At 41.0% G+C, this 16,074-nt stretch carries 12 protein-coding genes; 3 read left to right on the top strand and 9 right to left on the bottom strand.

From position 1 onward, the window contains the following. Nucleotides 1–67: 67 nt before the first annotated feature. Nucleotides 68–1,174, bottom strand: a complete 1,107-nt coding sequence (gene zapE / locus PVK62_RS05220; RefSeq protein ID WP_274442472.1) for a cell division protein ZapE — start codon at nt 1,172–1,174, stop codon at nt 68–70. A gap of 123 nt (nt 1,175–1,297) precedes the next feature. Between zapE and zapG the strand changes: the two genes are divergently transcribed. Further along, nucleotides 1,298–1,753: a Z-ring associated protein ZapG gene (gene zapG, locus PVK62_RS05215; protein WP_274442471.1), complete on the top strand. Its 456-nt coding sequence runs from the start codon at nt 1,298–1,300 to the stop codon at nt 1,751–1,753. A 125-nt stretch (nt 1,754–1,878) separates the two neighbouring features. Further along, nucleotides 1,879–2,946, top strand: a complete 1,068-nt coding sequence (degS, locus tag PVK62_RS05210; protein ID WP_274442470.1) for an outer membrane-stress sensor serine endopeptidase DegS — start codon at nt 1,879–1,881, stop codon at nt 2,944–2,946. Nucleotides 2,947–3,046: 100 nt separating this feature from the next. Here degS and parC read toward each other — a convergent pair whose 3' ends face one another. The 6 genes from parC to nudF all read right to left on the bottom strand — a co-directional run bounded on the left by parC (nt 3,047) and on the right by nudF (nt 9,850). After that, nucleotides 3,047–5,326: a DNA topoisomerase IV subunit A gene (parC, locus tag PVK62_RS05205; protein ID WP_274442469.1), complete on the bottom strand. Its 2,280-nt coding sequence runs from the start codon at nt 5,324–5,326 to the stop codon at nt 3,047–3,049. A 3-nt stretch (nt 5,327–5,329) separates the two neighbouring features. Then, entirely contained in the window at nt 5,330–7,210 is a 1,881-nt protein-coding gene (gene parE / locus PVK62_RS05200; RefSeq protein WP_274442468.1) for a DNA topoisomerase IV subunit B, read from the bottom strand. 143 nt (nt 7,211–7,353) lie between these two features. Then, complete coding sequence (gene yqiA / locus PVK62_RS05195; RefSeq protein ID WP_274442467.1) at nt 7,354–7,938, bottom strand: esterase YqiA; 585 nt, start codon at nt 7,936–7,938, stop codon at nt 7,354–7,356. Then, nucleotides 7,939–8,763, bottom strand: coding sequence for a 3',5'-cyclic-AMP phosphodiesterase (gene cpdA, locus PVK62_RS05190; protein ID WP_274442465.1), 825 nt, complete (start codon nt 8,761–8,763; stop codon nt 7,939–7,941). Nucleotides 8,764–8,778: 15 nt separating this feature from the next. Then, the gene (locus PVK62_RS05185; RefSeq protein WP_274442464.1) at nt 8,779–9,210 is read right to left on the bottom strand and encodes a DUF1249 family protein; all 432 of its coding nucleotides are present in this window, start codon (nt 9,208–9,210) and stop codon (nt 8,779–8,781) included. 1 nt (nt 9,211) lies between these two features. Continuing rightward, nucleotides 9,212–9,850: an ADP-ribose diphosphatase gene (gene nudF, locus PVK62_RS05180; protein ID WP_274442462.1), complete on the bottom strand. Its 639-nt coding sequence runs from the start codon at nt 9,848–9,850 to the stop codon at nt 9,212–9,214. Between the two features lie 231 nt (nt 9,851–10,081). On the opposite strand from nudF, the gene tolC reads away from it, so the two are divergent. Further along, entirely contained in the window at nt 10,082–11,407 is a 1,326-nt protein-coding gene (gene tolC / locus PVK62_RS05175) for an outer membrane channel protein TolC (RefSeq protein ID WP_274442461.1), read from the top strand. A gap of 99 nt (nt 11,408–11,506) precedes the next feature. Here tolC and hldE read toward each other — a convergent pair whose 3' ends face one another. Together hldE and glnE are read right to left on the bottom strand one after the other, a co-directional pair. Further along, a complete protein-coding gene (gene hldE / locus PVK62_RS05170; RefSeq protein WP_274442460.1) occupies nt 11,507–12,937 on the bottom strand; it encodes a bifunctional D-glycero-beta-D-manno-heptose-7-phosphate kinase/D-glycero-beta-D-manno-heptose 1-phosphate adenylyltransferase HldE in 1,431 nt (476 codons plus the stop codon). 139 nt (nt 12,938–13,076) lie between these two features. Further along, the gene (gene glnE, locus PVK62_RS05165) at nt 13,077–15,938 is read right to left on the bottom strand and encodes a bifunctional [glutamate--ammonia ligase]-adenylyl-L-tyrosine phosphorylase/[glutamate--ammonia-ligase] adenylyltransferase (protein WP_274442459.1); all 2,862 of its coding nucleotides are present in this window, start codon (nt 15,936–15,938) and stop codon (nt 13,077–13,079) included. Between the last annotated feature and the right edge of the window lie 136 nt (nt 15,939–16,074).

Raw genomic sequence — 16,074 nt, 5'->3', positions numbered from 1 at the left:
AAAAATGAATTTTGAACCTCATCACATCAAATAACCCCCTTAAATTATAAAAACAAGGGGAGAATGATTAGGATAAATGTTCTTTTGCTAGGTATTCATGGCTTTGCATTTCAATCAACCGAGACTGACAACGTTTAAATTCAAACGTTAAACGTCCTTTTTCATAAATACAGGCTAAATCCACCTCTGCGGATATAATTAATTTGACGTTTCGCTCATAAAATTCATCAACCATGGCAATAAAACGACGAGCTGCATCATCATTCAATTCCCCCATCACCTTAACATTAGAAAGTAATACGGTATGGTACAAACGAGACAACTCTATATAGTCATGCTGACTCCGTGCACTCTCACATAATGCAGAGAATTCAAAATGAACAACCCCATCACCCTCTGCTTTTACCTGTAATTGACGATGGTTAATTTCAATAACCATCGGCTGATATTCACTTTCAGACGTGAGCTTTTCAAAATATGTTTTCATATTCTGCTCTGCTTTATCATCTAATGGAAAATGAAATATCTCTGCCTGCTCTAATGTTCTTAAGCGATAATCAATACCGCTATCCACATTTACAATGTCACAATGCTCTTCTATAAGGGCAATAGCAGGGAGGAAACGCGCACGCTGTAAACCGTTACGATACAAATCTTGAGGTAGGATATTTGATGTTGCCACCAATGCGATCCCTCTCTCAAATAAAGCCTCTAATAACGTAGCTAAAATCATCGCATCGGTAATGTCAGAGACAAAAAACTCATCAAAACAGATAATGTCCGTTTCTTGTTTAAATTTGTCCGCCACAATTAATAGAGGATCAGCCTGCTGTTGCAATTCCCCTAACTCATCATGAACGCGCTGCATAAAACGATGGAAATGCACTCGCATCTTTCGCTCTGTTGGCAATGCATCATAAAAAGTATCAACTAAATACGTTTTACCTCGCCCTACCCCGCCCCAAAAATACAGACCTTTTTCTGGGGTTAGCTTTTCAGGCGTCGTTTTCTTAAAAAAAGTGCGCCATGATTTTTTCACTTCTGGCTGAGGAACTTTTCGAGTAGATAAGCGTCGATATAATGCATCAAGGTGCTCAACCGCATTTAATTGAGCACTGTCTTGATGAAATCCATTCTGTTGTAGGTCGAGCTGATATTTTTCTAATGGTGTCATCAGTTTTAATCTTTTCTTTTGTTGATTGACTCTCTTCATAGTAGCATGATCTCAATATACCCGATGAGTGGGCTGACTCACACTTATGCCGACTCACTCTACTTAAATGATAAGGAGCACTTCATGGCTTGGACCTATGCCTTAATTGGCCTAGCTATTGGAATTATAATTGGTTTTCTAATTTCTCGCGTTACAGTGCCTGGTATAAAACACCAAAAGACATTGAAACAAGACTTAGAAAAATCAAAATACGAGCTAGAGCAATACCGACAAGAGTTGGTCGACCATTTTGCAACCAGTGCTACCATGCTAGAAGCATTAGCAAAAGACTTTAATAAAATGTACGACCATATGGCATCGACTTCAAAAGAACTCTTGCCAAATCTACCTGAGCAAGATAACCCTTTCTCTGCTCGTTTAGATGAAATGACTCTTTCACCAGAACTGAATAAAAAAGTAGCTCACATTAAAGAAGAAATTGATAGCCAGCCAAAAGATTACGCTAATGGCGCTTCAGGCTTGTTAAAGGATGAACCACTAAGTGATATGAGTGCGAATAAAGAAGAAAAAATCGCATAACCTTACAATCAGCACTCATCAAAGCTTTAATCCTATGAGTGCTGATTTTCAATCTCTACTTTTTATTTACGTTCAATGTTATCCTAACTAACTATTGTTTTATTCATTTAAAGGTTAGGAAGGCAATGCTTTCATTCTTATTGCGCTCAGCTATTATCGGAACAGCGACCGCTGCCGTTCTGCTATTTGCATTCCCTAATCTGCGCTCTTCTATTACTACAGAACAAAATCAAACTATCCAAGGCTCTCAGCAGATCAATAATCAGATCTCATTTAATTATGCGGTTCGCCGAGCCGCTCCTGCCGTTGTGAATATCTATAGCCGTAAATACAATGATAAAGACCGCCTACGATTAGATACCGAAGGTCTTGGTTCTGGCGTTATCGTTAGTGACAAAGGATATATCATCACAAATTACCACGTCGTTGCCGATGCTGACCAAGTCATTGTCGCTCTTCAAGATGGGCGGTTATTTAACTCTCAATTGGTCGGAAAAGACAAACGTACTGATCTTGCTGTACTACAGATAAAGGATACTAATCTCCCTGTGATCCCTTTAAATCCAAATTATCAAGCAGATATTGGTGATGTGGTATTAGCGATTGGCAACCCTTACAATTTGGGACAAACCACCACTTTTGGCATTATTTCAGCAACAGGCCGCGCGGCTTTAAGTGCTGATGGGACACAAGGGTTAATTCAAACTGATGCAGCAATTAACCGTGGTAATTCTGGTGGTGCTTTAGTTAATACTCGTGGTGAATTAGTGGGTATCAATACCGCCTCTTTCCAGCAGGCTACAGAATTAGAAACGTATGGAATTTCTTTTGCTATTCCTTACGATCTCGCCGATAAAATCATGCGCCGCTTAATCGCTGACGGACAAGTTATCCGTGGTTACATTGGCGTTGATGGCCGAGATATTAACCCAGCAATGGCTCGCCTTATGAATGCTGATAACATCAACGGTATCTTAGTATTAGGCGTTGCACCAAATAGTCCCGCAGAAAAGAGTGGGATTGTTTCACAAGATATCATTACAAGTATAAATGGTGAGAGTGTAATTAACCGCCAGAATGTCACTGACATTGTCACAGAGCTTCGCCCGGGAACGGAGGTCGATGTTGATATTATTCGCAAAGGAATAACTCAAACAATTAAAGTTACAATAGACGAAGCTCCAGAAAGTTAATTCTATATTCAATCATTAATAGATAAAAAAATAGCGCATGATGAGTGCGCTATTTTTATATCAGTATCAAGCTCAGAGTTAAGACCAACCCAGATTGACCTTACTCTTTTTCTTCTACTTCAACTGAAGTACTTTCACCGTTAACATCAATACGAGTCACTCGCTGTAAACCTCTAGGCAATAAAGAGCCACGACGGCCTCGTTCACCTCTGAAGTTATCTAAGTCACTTGGTTTCAAGCCTAACTTACGCTTACCTGCATACAAGGTAATAGTTGCCCCTTGTGGTAATGGCAGTAAGTGAGATAAGAACTCTTCACGAGACTTAGAGCGTGCTGCTGGAATGTTGATGATCTTGTTCCCTTTCCCTTTACCTAATTGTGGTAAATCTTTAATTGGGAACAGCAGCATTCTACCTTCATTTGTAATCGCTAAAATTTCATCATTCTCTAAATCAGAAACAGGCTCAGGATTCATCACTAGCGAATTTTCAGGAAGCGTCAATAACGTCTTACCATTCTTATTCTTCGATAGTAAATCACTTCCCTTACAAACAAAGCCATAGCCCGCATCAGAACTGATTAACCAGGCTTGATCTTCTTCACCCATAACAACATGAGTAATTTGACTGCCTGCTGTTATATTTAATCGGCCTGTAATTGGCTCACCTTGGCTTCTTGCTGAAGGTAACGTATGTGATTCTAATGCGTAACTGCGACCGTTGCTGCCCATAAAGACGGCAGGAGCATTACTCTTACCACGCGCATGAGCTAGATATTTATCACCCGATTTGTAGTTTAGCGTTGTTGGGTCAACGTCATGCCCTTTCGCGTGACGGATCCAACCTTTATCAGAAAGAACGACAGTAATGGTTTCGCTTGGAATTAAATCACGCTCTGTTAATGCTTTAGCTTCTTCACGCTCAACCAGAGGAGAGCGACGAGCATCACCAAATTTCTCTGCATCCGCTAAGATTTCTTTCTTAATTAATGTACTTAAACGACGCTCTGAACCTAATAGCTTCTCAAGCTGATCACGCTCTTTCGCTAACTCATCTTGCTCACCACGGATCTTAATCTCTTCCAGTTTTGCTAACTGGCGAAGTTTAATCTCTAAGATGGCTTCCGCTTGAATTTCAGTTAAATCAAAGCGTGTCATTAATTCGTGTTTTGGATCATCTTCGGTACGAATGATTTCGATAACTTCATCGATATTCAAATACGCAGCCAATAGACCATCTAAAATATGCAAGCGCGCTAAGATTTTATCAAGACGATGTTGCAAACGCTTACGAACGGTCGTGCGACGAAATTCAATCCACTCATTAAGAATGCTAACTAAGCCTTTAACTTGTGGACGTAAATCCAAACCAATCATATTTAGGTTCACACGGAAGCTTTTTTCAAGATCCGTAGAAGCAAATAAATGATTCATTAACGGTTCAGCATCAATACGATTTGAGCGCGGAACAATCACGATACGAGTCGGATTTTCATGATCTGACTCATCACGAAGATCGTCTACCATTGGTAGTTTCTTCGCTCGCATTTGGCTTGCAATTTGTTCTAATAATTTACTGCCTGACACTTGATGTGGTAATGCAGTAATAACGATATCACTGCCTTCTTTATGCCACACGGCACGCATTTTAATGCTGCCACGACCAGTACGGTAGATCTTCTTAATATCGGTACGAGATGAAATAATTTCAGCTTCAGTTGGGTAATCAGGCCCCTGAATGAAATCCATCACTTGATCTAAATCTGCTTTTGGATTATCCAATAAATGCACCGTCGCATTCGCAACTTCACGTACGTTATGAGGAGGAATATCCGTCGCCATACCAACCGCGATACCCATGATGCCATTCAGCAATATATGAGGAAGACGAGCAGGTAAAATCTTAGGCTCTTTCATCGTACCATCAAAGTTTGGCTGCCATTCAACCGTACCTTGGCTTATCTCACCAAGTAAGACATCAGCAAACTTCGATAATTTTGATTCGGTATAACGCATTGCGGCGAACGATTTCGGATCATCCGGCGCACCCCAGTTACCCTGACCATCTACCAATGGGTATCGGTAAGAGAAAGGCTGAGCCATTAGTACCATCGCTTCATAACAAGCAGAGTCACCGTGTGGGTGGTATTTACCTAATACATCACCAACCGTACGTGCCGACTTTTTGTATTTTGCATTCGCAGATAAACCAAGCTCTGACATCGCATAAATAATACGACGTTGAACGGGTTTCAAGCCATCACCAATATAAGGTAATGCGCGATCCATGATTACGTACATGGAGTAATTTAGATAAGCGTCTTCTGTAAACTTGCGCAGTGGCAGCTGCTCAACACCTTCCAAGGACATTTCTGAACTCATATCTTATACCTCTGCCTGATCGCCGTTAGATTGTAGCCAAGCACGACGATCGTCTGCACGTTTTTTGCCTAAAAGCATATCCATCATTTCATTGGTCTTTTCATCATCATCAATGGTTAATTGCACCAAGCGACGAGTATTTGGATCCATCGTTGTTTCACGAAGTTGAAGTGGGTTCATCTCACCCAATCCTTTAAATCGTTGCACGTTAATTTTTGCACGCTTGTTACTTAGACGATCTAATACGCCTTCTTTTTCTGCTTCATCAAGGGCATAAAAGACCTCTTTACCACAGTCAATACGATACAGCGGTGGCATTGCCACATAGACGTGTCCAGCACGAACTAAAGAAGAGAAGTGTTTTAGATATAAAGCGCATAGTAACGTTGCGATATGAAGACCATCTGAATCGGCATCGGCAAGGATACATACTTTACCGTAACGTAAGCCTGATAAATCATCTGAGTCAGGGTCAATGCCTAACGCCACAGAAATATTGTGAACTTCTTGAGAGGCTAATACTTGATCTGCTGATACTTCCCACGTATTTAGAATTTTACCGCGCAGTGGCATTACTGCTTGGAATTCACGATCACGCGCTTGTTTCGCAGAACCACCCGCCGAGTCCCCTTCCACTAAGAAAAGTTCGGTACGTGCTAAATCTTGAATTGAACAGTCGGTCAATTTACCAGGTAATGTAGGGCCTGATGCAATCTTCTTACGAACGACTTTCTTAGCGGCTCGCATACGACGGTGTGCATTGGCAATACAGGCTTCAGCAATCAGTTCTGCGATTTGTGGTTTTTCATTCAACCATAAACTAAAGGCATCTTTTACAACACCAGAAACAAATGCGGCACATTGACGTGAAGATAAACGCTCTTTAGTTTGGCCTGCAAATTGAGGATCTTGCATTTTAACCGACAACACGTAAGCACAACGATCCCAAATATCATCCGCAGTTAATTTTACACCACGAGGAAGTAAGTTTCGGAACTCACAGAATTCACGCATTGCATCTAAAAGGCCTTGGCGCATACCATTGACGTGCGTACCACCTTGAGCGGTAGGGATCAGGTTTACATAGCTTTCAGAAACAAGTTCTCCGCCTTCAGGTAACCAAGTAACGGCCCAATCTGCGGCTTCGCCTTTACCTAAGAATGCCCCCGTAAATGGGTCTTCTGGTAATAATGTATAACCCGCAACACCTTCTAAAAGGTAATCTTTAAGACCATCTTCATAACACCATTGATGCTCTTTATCATTTACTTTGTCTTTAAAAACAATTTCTAAGCCTGGGCATAATACCGCTTTCGCTTTTAGATTATTAATAAGACGAGTCACAGAGAATTTTGCTGAATCAAAATAACTTGTATCGGGCCAAAAATGTACGCTAGTACCACGATTACGACGACCACAGGTGCCTACAACCGTTAAATCAGAAACCTTCTCACCATGCTCAAACGCAATTTCGTAGATCTCACCATCACGACGAACCGTGACTTCTACACGCTTTGATAAGGCATTTACTACCGAGATACCAACCCCGTGCAAACCACCTGAGAATTCATAGTTTTTACCTGAGAATTTACCACCAGCATGTAACTTACAAAGGATAAGTTCAACACCTGATACTTTCTCTACTGGATGGATATCTACAGGCATACCACGCCCATCATCAATCACTTCAAGAGATTGATCAGCGTGTAAAATCACTTCAACTTTTTTCGCGTGTCCGGCTAAGGCTTCATCGACACTGTTATCTATAACTTCTTGCCCTAAATGGTTTGGGCGAGTGGTGTCGGTATACATACCAGGACGGCGACGAACGGGCTCAAGGCCATTTAGAACCTCTATGGCTCCTGCATTATATTGTTCAGTCATATCTCGGAAGGCTTCTTAAAATTTGTCACATAGTCTGAAAGGGAAGCAGGAAAGTCAAGTAAACGGCCCTATTCCACTCTAAATATGTGGCTTTGTATTAAAGATTGTATAGATACTGTGTCTCTAGCGTAGAGAAAGCGTAACTATAAATTTAGAAATTGAATAATTTGTTCAGGGTAACGCTCAAAATCAACAAAACTGTGGTCACCCTCTTTTTCTATTGTTTGTTTACAGGCTGAATACTTGTCTACTGCTTGTCGATAATCAAGCACTTCATCGCCTTCTTGCTGTAATAACCATAAAGAACTCGGGGTATCGATCGTATCAACACGCAACGAATAGAGCTCTTTCATGTGCTTTTCTTCAAGGAAGTACTCTTCTTGTGTGTACGGATTTACTTGAGTTCCCAAATAGTCCGCAAGTAAATCATAAGGCTTCACTGCAGGATTAACTAACACAGCTTTAAACCCATAATAGTGATTTAACCATGTTGATAAATACCCTCCTAGCGAACTGCCAACTAAGCCTATTTGATAGTCAATTTTATATTTTTCAACAAGTTGAATTAAATGTTGAGCAGCGTCTTCTGGATAAGAAGGCAATCGAGGTGTTATCACTTTAATGTCTGGTCGTTGCGCTTCACAATAACGTGTCATGACTTGCGCTTTATGAGATAACGGCGAACTGTTAAATCCATGAATATATAAGAGTAGACTTGGTTTTTTCACTTAATAGCCTCCAGCATCACTGTCAGCAGTAAAATCACAATTCTCTAAACGGTATACTTGCGTCTCAATTTCCCCATCAGGCAATAAGTCCAACGTTCTCCAACCTGGAGCTTGTGAATCTAGAGCAAAATCATCTGAATCTGGAAGAAATTGTACACAAGTTGAAGGCGTAGCAAGTAATCGGACACCATTAATCATACGATCAAGTTCTTGATGAATATGACCACAAACAATGCCATTGACATTGTTATGCTGACCAACAACAGCCCAAAACTCACCATTATTTTTTAGCTGATGCTGATCAAGCCACGCGCTACCAGCAGGCAGTGGATGATGATGCAATAGTACTAATGAGTGACGTTCTGGGTGTTGAGATAACGCGCTATCAAGTAAGTCTAATTGCTGTTGTGACAAAGCACCATGAGGCACGCCTACCACTTGGCTGTCCAAAATAATTAATTGCCAATGCTGACCGATAAATAAATGTTCACAAGCTTGGATTTGAGAGGACGGCAGTACCCCACCCATACTAGGTTTATAGTCATGATTGCCAGGTAACCAATAACATGGTTTAACCAATGGTTTAATTCCATCAACAAAATGCTGATATGACGGCACTGTATGATCTTGAGATATGTCGCCCGTTGCGATAATCGCATCAAAACTTGGCGTACGTTGCAGTACCTGTTCAACAACAGTTTGAAAACTTTTTAATGTAGGTACACCAAGAAGCGCCCCATTTTCAGGCGCAAACAAATGCGTATCTGTTATCTGTAACAACCGAACTGGGCCGTTTTCGTTATTTAATAATGTTTCCGAGAGCAAAATAGCTACAACCTTTTAATTCTTTTCTAAAAAAATGGGCTCTTGGCTAATCCCATTTTTCAAACAAAACGTTAGCCAGTCACTTAAAAACTGGTTTAATTGATGTTTTTCATCTTTTTGAAGCATCTTCCCATTCGGGTAATCATATGTCGCTTTAATATATGCTAGCTGCTGGCTTGCACACACTTCCGCTACTCTGGCATCGTGATAAAGTCGAACCGTTAACTTTGGTAGTGGGTATATTGGTTGTTCATCTATCTGATAAACTTCAACTAATGTCGTATATACCGTCACCTCAAGTACCTTAATCTGATACTGCTGCTTACATACTTTATAATTTGCAAGTTCGCCAATTATTTCATTTCTTGGCAAAAGTGAAACTAATTTCGCGTAATTAGTTTCATATATACGCATCAATCTCGATAAATCGACGTGATATTTACGCATGTTATAGTGAATTCCACTGTGATCGTAAGCGCGAAACATTCAATTCTAACCATTGAAGCGCAATAATTGAGGCCGCATTCTCAATTATGCCACGAGTGACTAGCTCATAGGCTTTCTCTCTTGTCACAACGTGTACTTTAATATCCTCGCCCTCTTCTTCTAAACCATGAATACCTGTTGCTTTAGAAGCGTCAATACAACCAACAAACACATCTAACTGTTCTGAACACCCGCCAGATGAAGGGTAAAAATGCGAGATTTTTTCCACACAAGACACGCTAATGCCTGCCTCTTCACTCGCCTCTCGAATAGCAACTTGCTCGGCCGTTTGGTCTTTATCTATCATCCCAGCCACGATTTCATATTGCCAAGGAAAATCAGAGCCTAAGGCACCAACGCGAATCTGTTCGATCAAAACCACTTGGTCTGTAATAGGGTCATAAGGCAATAAAGCCACAGCATGACCTCGTTCAAAAAGCTCTCGCTCTATCACTTCGCTCCAGCCACCACGAAACAGTCGATGACGAAAAGCGATATTAGTCATTTTAAAAAAACCGTTATACAAGGATTCTTTCGACAAAACATCAACATCATCAGCGGTAAATTGATTTGATAGTGCGATATTCGATGATGTTTTCATTCTTATTCCCTAAATCTTCTGTTCCGTTTTATCACCCATCATACAGAGCAACAATTTTTTAACTCGTTTTTTTTAATTATGCTTACATTTTTTTTAGAGGCTTTCCACAATATTTAGATGATACTAATCGTACAAACGTAAAAAAACGTAATCTTTACAGCCAGAGTCTAGAGAGATAAGGTACACTCTATAGACTATATTATATAAAACAATTTTGCGGGACAAACCACTATGAGAAAACTGCTTCCACTCTTTATTGGAATGGCGTTAGGTAGTTTCAGCTCTTTAGCTGCTGCCGATGACCTTGCGCAAGTATACAATCAAGCTAAAGAAAACGATCCTCAATTACTAAGAGCTGCTGCGACTAAAGATGCCGCTTTTGAAGCAGTGAATTCATCTCAAAGTTCGTTATTACCACAAATTAATTTAACTGCGGGTTACAACATCTTACGTAGTGATGAAGATCGCCGTGATAATGATCGCCTAACAGCAGGTATTAATTTATCTCAAGAGCTATACCAACAATCAAGCTGGGTTAGTTTAGACATTGCAGAAAAAAGTGCTCGTCAAGCCGATTCTGCTTATGCTGCAGAACAACAAGGTGTAATTTTACGAGTTGCTCAAGCCTACTTTGATGTATTACGCGCTAACGATAGCCTTGAATTTGTACGTGCCGAAAAAGCGGCGGTTGGTCGTCAACTAGAACAAACTAAACAACGTTTTGATGTGGGTTTGTCTGCAATTACCGATGTTCATGATGCTCAAGCACAGTACGACAGCGTATTAGCTAACGAAGTATTAACTGAAAACCAATTGGTTAATAGCTATGAAGATCTGCGTGTGATTACAGGTCAAGGCCACACAAAGCTAAGTGTATTAGATACCAAACGATTCTCTGCAAGCCCATCAGAACAATCATCAGACAGCCTAATTGACGAAGCGCAGCAGAAAAACTTAAGCCTATTGGCGGCTCGTATCAGTGCGGATGTTGCAAAAGATAATATCTCTCTAGCAAGCTCTGGTCACATGCCATCTCTGACTTTCGATGCTGGTTACAATTACACAGATCAGAGTGGTACTTACAATGGTACACAAGATGATAGCTACGGCGATATCAACGCAGGTATTAACTTGAATATTCCTCTGTATTCAGGTGGCAACACAAATTCATTAACGAGCCAAGCTGAATTCCAATACGTTGCAGCAAGCCAAGATTTAGAAGCGACTTACCGTGATGTAACTAAAAACGTTCGCGCTTACAACAACAACATCAATGCCTCTATTGGTGCATTAAAAGCGTACGAGCAAACGGTAATCTCTGCAAAATCAGCATTAGAAGCAACAGAAGCTGGTTTTGATGTTGGCACACGTACTATTGTTGATGTATTAGATTCAACGCGTCGTTTATATGATGCAAACCGTAATCTAGCAAACGCTCGTTACGACTACATCTTAAGTGTCCTTCAACTAAAACAAGCGGTTGGTACACTAAGTGAGCAAGATATCATGGATATCAATGCTGGCTTAAAAACAAATAAAACAACTCAAGCAAAATAAGCTTATGTCATCTATCTTCTTAGTAAGGTAAATGACAATAGAAACAAAAAAGCCACATTAATCACTTAATGTGGCTTTTCTTTTAAGGCCTAGTAGAGGTTAACCTCTACCGCCTTTAATCGCTTCAATAATACCTGTGGTTGAGCAGCCATCTTCAAAGTTCAATACTTTTACTTCGCCACCTGCGGCAATCACCTCTGCACCGCCTGCAATATCTTCAATCGCATAATCGCCACCTTTCACCAACATGGTTGGTAATACCGCTGAGATTAAGCGTTGCGGTGTGTCTTCAGAGAAAGGAACAACCCAATCAACCGCACCTAAACCAGCCAATACCGCCATACGACGATCCGTTGGATTAATAGGGCGACCAGGGCCTTTTAAGCGCTGTACTGATTCATTGGTATTAACGGCAACAATTAAGCGGTCACCTAACTCTGCAGCATGGTTCAAATAAGAAACATGACCGGCATGCAATATATCAAAACAACCATTTGTCATGACAACTCGCTCACCACGCTCACGCGCTTGTTTTACCGCATTGATTAATTGGTCTTCACTGATAATTCCAAAACCAGAATCTTGGCTACCGTGAATCGCTTCTGCAAGTTCAATGGTTGATAATGTCGATGTACCCAGTTTACCAACCACTACACCTGCTGCTGCATTGGCTAATGCACACGCTTCATCAAGTGGTTTACCAGTAGATACCGAAGCGGCTAATACCGAAATAACCGTATCACCCGCACCTGTAACATCAAACACTTCACGTGCTTGCGTAGGTAAATGCAATGGTTCCATATCACGGCGAAGCAAGGTCATACCGTGTTCACTGCGTGTGACTAATAGCGCTTCAAAATCAAACTCTTCAATAATTTGTTGGCCTTTAGCGACCAAATCATCTTCGTCTTTTACTTTGCCAACAACCGTTTCAAACTCAAGCATGTTTGGTGTTAATAACGTCGCACCACGGTAGCGTTCAAAATCAGCCCCTTTTGGATCGATAAATACAGGTATATTGACTTTGCGTGCTTCTTGGATCATTAACTGAACGTGCTCTAATGCCCCTTTTGCATAATCAGACAATACAACCGCTTTTACTTTTGATAGCGTTGCTTGCATACGGCTGATTAATGGCTCAGCAGGTACGTCATGGAAACTTTCTTCAAAATCCAGACGAATAAGCTGTTGACCACGGCTCATTACTCGTAATTTTGTAATCGTTGGAAACTCAGGAAGCGCCACAAAATCACAATGTACTTTTAATGAAGCTAATGTCGCTGTTAGTGCTTTGGCTGGCTCATCATCACCAACAAGACCAACAAGATGAGCATTACCGCCTAACGCTGCAATATTCATCGCTACGTTCGCTGCGCCACCTGGGCGCTCTTCAATATTATTAACTTTAACCACAGGCACTGGAGCTTCTGGTGAAATACGAGTTGTTGGTCCGCCCCAATAGCGGTCAAGCATTACATCACCAACAATCAATACACCGGATTGATCGTAATTAGGAAGTGTTGGTTTCATTCTTTTCTCCGGGTAATAAACAGCAAATCATCTACCATTATTGGTTTGTGCTATCTATCAAAATCATCTGTTATAAATGGTAGCATTTACGCAAGTTCTGCGCCAACTTAGAAATAATAAACTCAAGGTTAAGTAATATTTACTCACCAAACCATTGATGCCAAGCGGTAACGACTGCTTGTCGCTCTTCGATAAAACTGGCATCAACAACATCGGCATCGAAACCTAATAAGTTGCGATGATGGATCTCATTTCTCATCACACAATACGCGTGGATCAAGGATAAAGATAACTCCTCACTCATCACACCCTGCTCAGCAAAACTTTCAAAAATACGGACATTGTCAGACCATCGGGTTAGTTTTGGCGCTTGGTGAGCGTGATTTAACACTAAGTATTGGGCTAAAAACTCAATATCTGTAATACCACCCACATCTTGCTTCAACATAAAGCGTCCCATTTTCTTTCCGCCTAAATGCTCTCGCATTTTTTCACGCATTTCGACAACATCTTGCTGTAGTTTCTTTTCATCTCGTACTAAACAGAGGATCTCATGTCTCGTTGCATTAAATGCAGACTGCAACGTCATATCCCCATAAATCATGCGAGCACGAACCAAAGCTTGATGTTCCCATGTCCATGCATCTTCTCGTTGGTACTCATCAAAGGCTTCGCTAGTACTGACTAACAGACCTGATGCCCCTGATGGGCGTAAACGTGTATCGACTTCATACAAAATACCAGAAGAAGTACGCACAGAGAAAATATGAATAATGCGTTGCGCTAATCGCAAGTAGAACTGACGCCCATCGATCTCTTTTTTACCATTGGTATAGGTATTCACATCGCAATCGTGCATAAATACGATATCAAGATCGGAGTTATAACCTAGCTCCCAGCCGCCAACTTTACCGTAGCCAATCACCGCAAAACCTTTACTGTCTCGGCCCTCAAGATGGGTTGGTTCACCAAACTTTTCAGTCACTTGTAACCAAGCTTGATTAACCACCGCTTCAACAATCGCTTCTGATAAGTAAGTTAAGTGGTCACTTACTTTCATTAAAGAGAGTCCCCCAGCAATATCTGAGGCGGCTATTCTTAATAAACAGACTTGCTTAAATTGACGTAAAGCCTCCATCTGCTGTTCCATATCATCTTCTGGAATACGGGCAAGAAACTCATTTAATTCAATTTTATATTGGCTCAACTCGATTGGATTATAGAGTTGATTTATATCCAACAATTCATCCAATAGGATAGGATAACGAGTCAGTTGTTCTGCCACCATAGGGCTTGCTGCACACAAACGAACTAGATGTTGCAACGCCCCATTGTGCTCATCAAGCAATTCTAAATAGGTGGTTCTAGTCGCAATCGCCTGAATCAATTTCGTTAATCGAGGTAAGGTATCACTGGCGTCTTCTCGGCTAATCACAATACTGAACAATTTAGGCATTAAGTGAGTGATCGCTTCACGCCCTCTTGGTCCTAATGTTTTCTTCTTAAGATCACCTTTGAATTCAATAACATGGCGAGTCAGTTGTTCTGCTTGGTCAGCGTTCAATTCTTGTAAAATATTCTCAAGCACTTCAGGGTTATGCGCCATATCCCATAGCTCTACATAAGACTTATCAATGCTGTTTTCGGACTCTTCTTCATCATGGCCAATTAAATCTTCAAACACCGCATGTATGCTATTCATTTGTGTTTGAATGGCATCATATAGCTCATTCCAATCAGCCATTCCCATTGCAAAAGCAAGGCGTGATTGGTCTCGCTCATCCATTGGCAATGTCTGAGTTTGCTTATCTCCAATCGCTTGCAGTAAGTTTTCTAAACGACGTAAGAAGCAATAACCCGCGGTTAAATCATCGACCTCTTGGGCTGATAACTGCCCTAATTCTTTAATTGCTATTAGTGTTTCTAATAATCCACGCCCACGTAAAGATGGCTCTCGGCCACCACGAATAAGTTGGAATACTTGAGCAATAAATTCAACTTCTCGAATTCCACCTGAGCCAAGTTTAATATTATCGTTCAATCCTCGACGACGAACCTCAGTGGTGATCATCGACTTCATACGACGCAACGCTTGAATGGCACCAAAATCAATATAACGGCGAAAAACAAATGGGCGTAACATTTGACGAAGTTCTTGATAATGACTGTAAGTCTCTTTACCCATCACGCGTGCTTTGATCATCGCGTAACGTTCCCAGTCTCGACCTTGCTCTTGGTAATAATCCTCTAACGCCGCATAGCTCATTACTAATGGCCCACTCTCACCAAATGGACGCAAACGTAAATCAACGCGATAACAGAAACCATCCAATGTCACTTGATCTAATGCTTTAATGATCTTTTGACCTAAACGAGTAAAAAATTGCGCATTAGCAAGGCTTCGACGAGCGCCCTCAGTCTCACCATTTTCTGGATAAGTGAAAATCAAATCAATATCAGACGAGAAGTTGAGCTCACCACCACCCAATTTACCCATACCAATAATAAGCATAGGTTGATCTTCACCTTGAGCGTTCTTCGGTGTCCCCCATTCAATACACGCTTGCTTATAAAGCCATTGATACGACTCTACAATCAAGGCTTCTGCCAATAAAGAAAGATGAGACAAACTGATTTCTAAAGACCAATCACTTGCAGGGATATGAGCAAAGGTAAAATCACGCCATGCAATATAAGCCATTTCATGTCGTCGAAAATAGCGAAGCTCTCGCATCAACGCGTTTTCATCATTGCATTGCGATAAGCGATGTTGTAATCGAGAGCGATACTCTTCACTGCGATCAATGACTTCAAACATTGATGGGAAGCTTTGGCATAACACTTCATCTTGCTGAAATGCCTCGTGCAAAAAATCACTACAACTTAAAGTTATTGATAGCTGATCCTGCAATGAATTAGGCCACTGCTCAATATGAGAAAGATGAGTTAACTCTTGTTGACGACGTTCTGCTAATGACGCTAGTGAGGATGGCAAAGACATGATATTCCTTATCGAAAATTCCTTATGATCGCTAAGTACGATCAAACTCTTGATACTGTGCCAAAAATTGGTTTTCGCCGCAAACAAAAACGCCTACAACTGAGTGTAGGCGTCAATTAAAATCAAGCGAGAGGAT

Origin of the sequence: Aliivibrio sp. S3MY1, from assembly GCF_028765575.1 — a bacterium.
Taxonomy (GTDB): domain Bacteria; phylum Pseudomonadota; class Gammaproteobacteria; order Enterobacterales; family Vibrionaceae; genus Aliivibrio.
Note: the sequence above shows the minus strand (reverse complement) of the source record. Positions and strands in the feature narration are given on the sequence as shown.